The sequence below is a fragment of the Frankia sp. CcCS3 genome (assembly GCF_977927575.1).
Genome location: NZ_CDWRCL010000228.1, coordinates 1 through 6638, shown reverse-complemented (window position 1 = coordinate 6638; position 6638 = coordinate 1). Strand labels below are relative to the sequence as shown.

Below are 6638 nucleotides of genomic sequence, written 5' to 3'. Positions count from 1 at the left end.
CCAACATTACGCACAGTTACCAAACTGGCTGGGGTCTCACGCCCACCCCGGTTAACTTCGAAGACCCACGTTACGGAGCTGAACCGCGGCAACGCACGATGGTGGAAAAAGTCGACTTCACCGACGACGCCGCGACGCTGACGACAAGGGCCGGCGAACGGATCCGCGTTCGCTACGTCGTCGACGCCTCAGGACGCAACTCCGTGTTGGCGAACCAGTTCGCCCTGCGAGAAGACCCCTGCCGGTTCCGGACGAACTCCCGCACCCTGTTCACCCACATGGTGGGGGTCACCCCCTTCGACGAGGTGACCCTCCCGAGCGGGCAGCCGTCGCTGTGGCACCAGGGCACCCTGCACCATCTGTTCGACGGCGGGTGGCTGTGGGTGATCCCGTTCGACAATCACCAGCGGGCCACCAAGGAGTCGAAATGAAATAACTTGCGCGTTTCGAACCCTCCACAGGCCTGTGACCTGCGATGATGCTCTCGATCACGTATTTGTTACTTCATTACGTCCCCCAACCCACTGTGCAGCGTCGGGCTCAACCTTGACTCGCGACGCTTCCCCAGGGATCCCTCGGTACCAGCCGAGCAGGAATGGAACGCTTATCTCGAGCGGTTCCCCAGTATCGCGCGCCAGTTCGCCGGTGCCCGGCCCGCCTGGGACTGGATCTCCACCGGTCGCACCCAGTACTCCAGCTCACGGACGGTCGGTGACCGCTGGGCGATGATGTCCCACGCAGCCGGGGCGATCGACGCGCTGTTCTCCCGTGGCATGGCCAACACCATGCAGGTCATCTACGCCCTCGCACCAGTTCTGATGGAGGCCCTCGCCGACGACGACTTCTCGGCGGAACGCTTCGGCCACATCGACACGCTCAACCAGACGATCCTGGACGTCAACGATAAGCTCGTACACGGCTCCTACATCTCGTTCCGCGATTTCGACCTGTGGCGGGCGTGGTCGAAGGTGTGGTTCCTCGGCTGGAACATGGGCATCTCCCGGCTTGTCGGAACCTACTTCGGCTATCTGGAAAAGGGCGATCCGGCGCTGTTCGACCGCCTGCTCGACGCGCCACATCTGGGCACCTTCTGCCCCGACCTGCCGGAATTCCAGCCCTTCTTCGACTCGCTCAACGCCGTGATGGACGAGGTCGAGGCCGGCCGGCTGGCCCCAGCCGCCGCCGTCGAGCGGCTCGCCACTCTGCTGGGCGGCGCCGACTTCCTCCCCACTCCGCTCCGGCTGGGCGATGTGCTGCGCCGCTGGCACGACGGCTCCTTCGAAGCCCAGCGCCGCATGTACGAGTGGGGGCGCACGAGTTCCCCCGAGCCGCTCCGCCGCTGGTACGAGTACGACCTCGACGATCTACTCACCCGCACGGGTGGGGTGCCCACTCCGGCAATCCTCTAAAGGCCGGGCCGCTAAGGGGACGTAATGAAGTAACAAATACGTGATCGAGAGCATCATCGCAGGTCACAGGCCTGTGGAGGGTTCGAAACGCGCAAGTTATTTCATTTCGACTCCTAAAGGCCGGGCCTCTAAAGGCCGGGGCCGTCCCGCGTCCATCCGCGACGGGATCGTCCTAATCGATGGTACCCGCGGGACGGCGAGAACAGCCCGGAGGACGACGATACGATCGGCGTCCTCGCCCTCTGCCCGGGCCAGAGGCATGGAGGGAGCCGCGGTGATGGAGACAATCATCCAGAATCGGGAGGACCGGATCCGGACGACGCCGGATCCGGCGTCGCCGTCCGTCCGCACCACGCCCCATTCACCGGCCTCCGCCCTGCTGGCGGCGCGGGTCATCGAGAAGATGCTGGGCGAGCTGACGTTCCACCATCTCGGCATCCTCGTCGCGGACCTCGATGCTGCCCGGGAACGATACGCCGTCTCCCTCCGGGTCGACGCGTGGGAGTCGCGGGTCGTCTCCGGCCCCGCCCTCTGGCGCGATCGACCGATCATGATCAAGAACGTCCGGATCGCGTTCGGCCGCTTCGGCAGCAGCCTGGTCGAGTTGGTGGAACCCGGCGACCGGCCGTGGACAGGGCGGGAAATTCTCGACCAATGCGGCGAGGGAATGTTCTCCATCGGCTACGAGGTCGACGACCTGCCGGCGTGCCTGCACCGGGCGGTCGCCGCGGGATGCCTGGTCGAGCAGCTCCGGCCGGACGCGCGGAACCCGCGACAGGCCTATCTCGACGCGGGTTCCGGACTACTGATCGAACTCATCCCCGGGGGCGCCGGACGGGACGGTTGGTGATTATTGTCCGAAACCTGCCGTCTTCGTGGACTTGTCTCGGCGGCCATCCAAATGTCATCATCAATCGAGGCCGCCCGGCACCCCCCGAGCCGGGCGGCCTCTCTGTGGGTACGGGCCTCCCGATGTTCCGCGGGCGTATCCAGGTCGCCCCGCGGGCTTGAGCGCGCCCTCCGCGACAAAGCGATCCATGCCGGCGACGAAGGCGCGCGCGTCCTCGGCGGGCCAGTCGTCGAGCATGCGCTGGAAGACGTCAGCCAGCCGACGCCGAGAGCGATCGATGGCGGCCCGGCCCTCGTCGGTGAGCGTCAGGCGGACCGCGCGGGCGTCATCGGGATCGGCCGAACGGAGCAGCAACCCGAGCGCCTCGAGACGATCACTGTGCCGACTCGCCACCGAACGGTCGATGCCGATCTCCATGCTCAGCTTGCGCGCCGTGGTCGGGCCCGTGCGGGCCAGACCGTTGAGCACGGGGTAGACAGCCTCGTCGAGTCCGACGTCCGCCGAGGAGAGCAGCTCCCCGAACAGACGCGTCCGATTCGGCCGGGTGAGGAGAAGTCCGAGCGATGCCGCGAGCCTCGCGCCGTCGTCTGAACCCACCACACGACCCTACTCTGCGTGCACCATGCATCAATTCGCGCGGGGCGCGGATCCACACAAGGGCACGGATCCACGCGGGGCAGCGACCCACGCGGGGCGTCGGCGGCGCGCGCGAGCGACGAAGACGAACGGGAGGAGGTGCGATGGCTCACACCCGACCCGACGGAAGGGGGGCGACTCCCGGGCGCGGCAGAATTGCCGCGGCGGCCCGTGCAGAACCACCGCAACGCACCACCGCAAGGCACCAGGCAGGCGCTAGCACGCGACCGCGGATCCGGAAGGCACACCTTGACGGGCATGCTCACAGCGCAGCGGACGAGCCCGATCGAGCGGATCACCGCCGATCATCGACGGGTCTCGGTGGACCTCGGCTCACGCAGCTATCCGATCGATATCGGTCCCGGGGTCCGCCGAATCCTGCCCGACATCGTCGCGCGGATCGGCGCCCGGCGGGCCGTCATCGTCTCGGCGCGGCCGCAGGACGCGGTCCCCGACCCGGGCGTGCCGGTGCTGCGGCTGGCCGCACGGGACGGCGAGACGGACAAGAACCTGTCGAACGTCGAGGCGCTCTGCGGCCGGTTCGCGGCTTTCGGGCTGACCCGGTCAGACGTCGCATCTCCTGCGGCGGAGGGACCACCACGGACGTCGTCGGGCTCGCTGCGGCGCTGTACCACCGCGGCGTGGCGGTGGTACACCTCCCGACATCCCTGCTCGCCCAGGTGGACGCGAGCGTCGGCGGGAAGACGGCGGTGAACCTGCCCGCCGGCAAGAACCTCCTCGGCGCCTACTGGCAACCCAGCGCCGTCCTCTGCGACACCGACTACCTGCGGACCCTGCCCCAGCGGGAGTGGATCAACGGCTACGGCGAGATCGCGCGGGCCCACTCCATCGGCACCGGGGACCTACGCGGTCTGCCGGTGACGGAGCAGATCGCCGCCAGCGTGGCGCTCAAGGCCGCCGTCGTCGCCCGGGACGAACGGGACTCGAGCCTGCGCCACATCCTCAACTACGGCCACACCCTGGGGCATGCCCTGGAGCGCGCCACCGACTTCGCGCTGCGCCACGGTGAGGCGGTGGCGATCGGCACCGTATTCGCCGGCCGTCTCGCCGGGGAGCTCGGCCGGATCGGGGACGATCGGGTCCGCGAGCACCTGGACGTGGTCCGCGGGTACGGGCTGCCGACGGCACTGCCCACTGAGGCGGACGCCGCCGAGCTCGTCGCCGTGATGCGTCTGGACAAGAAGTCGACGAACACCGGCCTCACCTTCGTGCTCGACGGCGCGGACGGCCCACAGCTGGTGGGCGACATTCCGGAAGACCTGGTCATGAAGACGCTCGGCGACATGCCGCGCGGGCCGCTGGCCTGACGCCCATGCCACCGGCCCCGCGTGCCATCACGGGCACCACCCGCCTGTTCGCCGTCGTCGGGGATCCCGTCAAGCAGGTACAGGCGCCGTCGTTACTTAATCCGCTGTTCGACGAACTCGGGCTCGACGCCGTCCTCGTACCGGTGCACGCCCGGCCGGCGGACTTCCCCGCCGTACTCGATGGACTCCGGCGCATCGAGAACCTGGACGGCATCCTGATCACGATTCCGCACAAGGTCGCCGCCTGCGCCCTCGCCGACGAACGCAGTCCGGCGGCCGCGATCAGCGGGAGCGCCAACGCACTGCGCCGCGGCTCGTCCGGGCGCTGGCAGGCCGACAACTTCGACGGAGCGGGATTCGTCCGGGGGCTGACGGCCGCCGGACGCCCGGTGGCCGGAACGCGGGTCTCGCTAGTGGGCGCGGGCGGCGCCGGCAGCGCCATCGCGGCCGCGCTGCTCGACGCCGGCAGCACGCGGCTGTCGATCTACGATCCGGACCGGGAGAAGCGCGACGGCCTGCTCGCCCGCCTCGACGAGCACTGGCCGGGCCGCGCCGTCGGCGTCGCGGCACCCCTGCTGCACGATGTCGATCTCGCGGTGAACGCCACGCCGCTCGGCCTGCGTCCAGACGATCCGCTCCCCTTCCCGCCGGACGGGCTCGCGGCGGGCTGCGTCGTGGCGGACATCATCATGAAACCGCCCGACACCCGCCTGCTGCGGGCCGCGGCCGCACTCGGCCTGCCGACCCATCCGGGCATCCACATGCTCGCCCACCAGATCGGCTTCTACCGCTCGTTCTTCGATCTCGTCCCGGCGGCACCCGCCTGACGATCTGCGAGGGCTCATGCGTGCACAACCTCTAACCGGCTGTCTGGGTATCGACGTGGGCGGCACCAAGGTCGCGCTGCGCATCGAGGCCGCACAGGCCGTGGCGGACCCGACGGGAGGCGACGAGCAGGTCGGCCCGGCCAGGCCGAGCGGACTGGACGGACCGGACGGACCGGACGGTCGCGTCAGGCCGGTGGAGACAACCTTCCAGTGGTCGCCGTCGGCGACCGCCACCCAGGACATCGACGATCTCGCCGCACACGTTGCCGCGCTGACCGCCCGATGGGGCGGTCGGGTCGACGCCGTCGGCGTGGCGATGCCCGCAACCATCAACGCCGCCGGCCGGGTCACAACATGGCCGGGCCGGCCGGCCTGGACCGGGCTCGACCTCGGCGCCGCGCTGCGGGATCTGCTGCCGGGCACCACCGTGGTCTGCGGCGACGACGGCGATCTGGCCGCGCTCGCGGAGGCGGACGCGGCCGGCTGTGAGAACGTGGTCTACCTGGGGGTCGGGACGGGCGTCGGCGGCGGGATCGTGCTCGGCGGCCGGTCCTGCCCGGGGCCCGGTCGCGGCTCCAGCGAGATCGGACATCTGATCATCTCGTCCGGCGGGCCCAGCTGTGACTGCGGCCGCCGCGGATGTGTGCAGGCAACCGCATCCGGGCCGGCCACCCTGCGCCGGGCCGCCCAGCGGCGTGGTGAGGAGGTGACCTTCGCGGACCTGCGCGCAGCCTGGCTCGCGGCCGACCCCTGGGCGGTGCGGACAGTGGGCGAGAGCGCCGCGGCGATCGCCACGGCCGTCGTCGGGCTGACCGAACTGCTGCATCCCGCGATGGCGATGGTCGGCGGCGGGTTCGCGGCCGGCCTGCCTGGATTTCCGCAGGCGGTCGCCGAGCATGCCCAGGCCCTTGCCCGCCCGGGACATCCGCCCGCGCCCATCCGCCCGGCGCTGCTGGGCGGCCTGTCCTCCCTGTTCGGAGCGCTCCTGGCGGCTCAGCCGCCGGCGAGGATCGGTCGGCCGGCCTGAGCCGCGGGGACACCGGCGGTGCCGGCGGGTTCGACCGGGTGCGGCCGGAGAAGGGACAGCAACTCCGCGGGCCGGCGCAGCACCGCGTCCGGCTCGGCCGCGACCAGCTCGGCGCCGTCCGCCTCGCCCCACAGCGCGGCCACCGCCATCACGCCGGCCGCACGCGCGCTCTCCAGGTCGGCGACCGCGTCCCCGATCATCATCGCCTCACTCGGCGCCACGCCCAACAGTTCGAGTGCCCGGTTCACGATGTCCGGCGCCGGTTTGGGACGGGCGATCTCATCAGAGCCGATGACATAATTGAAGATCGGCAAAATGTCGAGCTCACCCAGCAGGTGCCGGGCCCGTGGACCGGCCTTGCCGGTGGCGACCGCGAGCCCGAGGCCGCGCTCGTGCAGGGTCCGCAGCAGCGCGGCGATCCCTTCGAAAAGCACCACCTGGTGGGCCAGCCGATAGCTCTCGCGGACGAACGGCTCCTCCATCTCCAGCGGCAGATTCATAATCCGCATGATGTCCGGGAAGTACCGTCCCAGGTGCCGGTTGTACTCCTCGAACGGGGGC

At 70.0% G+C, this 6638-nt stretch carries 7 protein-coding genes and 2 pseudogenes; 7 read left to right on the top strand and 2 right to left on the bottom strand.

Annotation, left to right across the window (positions count from 1 at the left end; all coding sequences use genetic code 11):
* Positions 1-68: 68 nt before the first annotated feature.
* The 3 genes and pseudogenes from AC08OQ_RS16535 to AC08OQ_RS16525 all read left to right on the top strand — a co-directional run.
* Positions 69-416, top strand: a pseudogene (locus tag AC08OQ_RS16535) (NAD(P)/FAD-dependent oxidoreductase); the annotation flags it as partial.
* Between the two features lie 102 nt (positions 417-518).
* A pseudogene (locus AC08OQ_RS16530) lies at positions 519-1409 on the top strand (NAD(P)/FAD-dependent oxidoreductase); the annotation flags it as partial.
* A gap of 277 nt (positions 1410-1686) precedes the next feature.
* A complete protein-coding gene (locus AC08OQ_RS16525; RefSeq protein WP_476601841.1) occupies positions 1687-2259 on the top strand; it encodes a VOC family protein in 573 nt (190 codons plus the stop codon).
* Positions 2260-2319: 60 nt separating this feature from the next.
* Here AC08OQ_RS16525 and AC08OQ_RS16520 read toward each other — a convergent pair whose 3' ends face one another.
* Entirely contained in the window at positions 2320-2856 is a 537-nt protein-coding gene (locus AC08OQ_RS16520) for a MarR family winged helix-turn-helix transcriptional regulator (RefSeq protein WP_476601838.1), read from the bottom strand.
* A gap of 297 nt (positions 2857-3153) precedes the next feature.
* Here AC08OQ_RS16520 and AC08OQ_RS16515 point away from each other — a divergent pair, with 297 nt between their 5' ends.
* Genes AC08OQ_RS16515 through AC08OQ_RS16500 form a run of 4 tightly spaced genes read left to right on the top strand, consistent with a single transcriptional unit; the run spans position 3154 to position 6077 of the window.
* Positions 3154-3609, top strand: coding sequence for a hypothetical protein (locus AC08OQ_RS16515; protein ID WP_476601842.1), 456 nt, complete (start codon positions 3154-3156; stop codon positions 3607-3609).
* Positions 3522-4223 (top strand): 3-dehydroquinate synthase, encoded by a 702-nt coding sequence (locus tag AC08OQ_RS16510; RefSeq protein ID WP_476601840.1) that lies wholly within the window; start codon positions 3522-3524, stop codon positions 4221-4223. Before AC08OQ_RS16515 ends, AC08OQ_RS16510 begins: the two co-directional genes overlap by 88 nt.
* A 5-nt stretch (positions 4224-4228) precedes the next feature.
* Positions 4229-5050: a shikimate dehydrogenase family protein gene (locus tag AC08OQ_RS16505; RefSeq protein ID WP_462188629.1), complete on the top strand. Its 822-nt coding sequence runs from the start codon at positions 4229-4231 to the stop codon at positions 5048-5050.
* Between the two features lie 16 nt (positions 5051-5066).
* On the top strand, positions 5067-6077 hold the full coding sequence (locus AC08OQ_RS16500; RefSeq protein WP_476601837.1) for an ROK family protein: 1011 nt from the start codon (positions 5067-5069) through the stop codon (positions 6075-6077).
* Here the strand turns inward: AC08OQ_RS16500 and AC08OQ_RS16495 are convergent.
* Positions 6044-6638: HAD-IA family hydrolase (locus AC08OQ_RS16495; RefSeq protein ID WP_476605645.1), on the bottom strand; the 595-nt coding region annotated here is incomplete at its 5' end. The genes AC08OQ_RS16500 and AC08OQ_RS16495 overlap by 34 nt on opposite strands.

Coding starts and splice junctions, on each gene's coding strand:
- AC08OQ_RS16505 (WP_462188629.1), top strand. CDS start 4,229: ATGCCACCGGCCCCGCGTGCCATCACGGGCACCACCCGCCTGTTCGCC.
- AC08OQ_RS16515 (WP_476601842.1), top strand. CDS start 3,154: ATGCTCACAGCGCAGCGGACGAGCCCGATCGAGCGGATCACCGCCGAT.
- AC08OQ_RS16525 (WP_476601841.1), top strand. CDS start 1,687: ATGGAGACAATCATCCAGAATCGGGAGGACCGGATCCGGACGACGCCG.
- AC08OQ_RS16500 (WP_476601837.1), top strand. CDS start 5,067: ATGCGTGCACAACCTCTAACCGGCTGTCTGGGTATCGACGTGGGCGGC.